This window comes from Collinsella aerofaciens (assembly GCF_039836695.1).
Taxonomy (GTDB): domain Bacteria; phylum Actinomycetota; class Coriobacteriia; order Coriobacteriales; family Coriobacteriaceae; genus Collinsella; species Collinsella aerofaciens_BD.
Map to the genome: position 1 here is coordinate 1 of NZ_JBDPAC010000043.1, position 1,800 is coordinate 1,800.

At 61.6% G+C, this 1,800-nt stretch carries 1 rRNA gene; it reads right to left on the reverse strand.

The features are described from left to right. Positions 1-1,484: ribosomal RNA gene (locus ABG996_RS10620) — 23S ribosomal RNA — on the reverse strand; the annotation flags it as partial. Between the last annotated feature and the right edge of the window lie 316 nt (positions 1,485-1,800).

Genomic DNA, 1,800 nt, shown 5'->3' on the forward strand with positions numbered 1-1,800 from the left:
GGTGCAGGAATGTCTGCCTGCTGCGCGTCGGCTACGCCTCCCGGCCTCGCCTTAGCCCCCGACTGACCCTGGGAGGATTAGCCTTGCCCAGGAAACCTCGGGTTCACGGCGGACGAGTTACTCTCTCGTCTCTCGCTACTCATGCCAGCATTCTCACTCCCATGCGCTCCACCGTCGGTCGCCCTCCGGCTTCTCCGCCCATGGGAAGCTCCCCTACCGATTCTAATGAATTAAAATCCCGCCGCTTCGGTGTCCAGCTTAGCCCCGTGTATTGTCGGCGCATGTCCACTCGACCAGTGAGCTGTTACGCACTCTTTGAATGGATGGCTGCTTCTAAGCCAACATCCTGGTTGTCTGGGCGGACGCACATCCTTTGCCACTCGGCTGGAACTTGGGGACCTTAGCGGGCGGTCCGGGCTGTTTCCCTCTCGAGCACACAGCTTAGCCCACATGCTCTGACTGCCGCGCTCTGGGCCGCCGGCATTCGGAGTTCGGTTGGATTCGGTAGGCGGCGAAGCCCCCTCGTCCATCCGGTGCTCTACCTCCGGCGGTGAACGCGCGACGCTAGCCCTAAAGCTATTTCGGGGAGAACGAGATATCTCCGGGTTTGATTGGCCTTTCACCCCTATCCGCAGGTCATCGCCGCCGTTTTCAACCGACGTGCGTTCGGCCCTCCACGGGGTCTTACCCCCGCTTCAGCCTGCCCACGGATAGCTCACCCGGCTTCGCGTCCGCGGCGCGGGACTCAAGTCGCCCTGTTAAGGCTCGCTTTCGCTCCGGCTCCCTTTCGGTTAACCTCGCCCCGCGCCAGCGACTCGCTGGCTCATTCTACAAAAGGCACGCCGTCACACCATAAAGGTGCTCCGACTGCTCGTGGGCGCACGGTTTCAGGTACTGTTTCACTCCCCTCCCGGGGTGCTTTTCACCTTTCCCTCACGGTACTGGTGCGCTATCGGTCACAGGGTAGTACTCAGGCTTGGATGGTGGTCCACCCAGGTTCGGACCGGGTTTCACGTGCCCGGCCCTACTCAGGGACCGCGTCGCGCCGTCCGGTCTGGGTTCGCGTACGGGGCTGTCACCCGCTGCGGCCGGCCCTCCCATGCCGTTCCGCTCCCCAGCCGGACCTGCGCCCGGGGGCGGCAGCCCCCGGATGCGCGGCCCTGCAACCCCGTCGGCGGAACCCCTGCCGGGTATGCCCGCTCGACGGTTTGGCCATCGGTCCCCTTTCGCTCGCCGCTACTCGGGGAGTCTCGAGATTGATTTCCTCTCCTCCGGGTACTTAGATGTTTCAGTTCCCCGGGTTGTCCTCCCCGGCCCTATGTGTTCGGGCCGGGGATATGCACACCGCTGTGCATGGGTTCGCCCATTCGGAGACCCCCGGGTCGAAGGATGTGTGCTCCTCGCCGGGGATTATCGCAGCTTGCCGCGTCCTTCATCGGCTCCCTGTGCCAAGGCATCCGCCGTGCGCCCGTGGTATCTTGCGGGACCGCATCGGGCCCGCGGGATATCCACGTGTCGCTAATAAAAATTAATCGATATCATGAATAGCGCTCGTATGTCGCAATTCGGGTATCTCATACCGCGGCACAGTGTCTTCACTGTGCTCGCGATCAGATGCTCCTCACTCATAAATAAGTGAATTCTTCTTGTTTGGATCGGATGAATGATTGCTATCATTCTTACGTTTAATCGCAGAAAAGAATCGAGTCTGGAAGAGGATACTCTTCCATCTCTCTCCTATCGCTATGCGGCTCTCAAGGTACGCGGGTGCGACCCCGGGGACCGGGTGCTGCGGGGAAT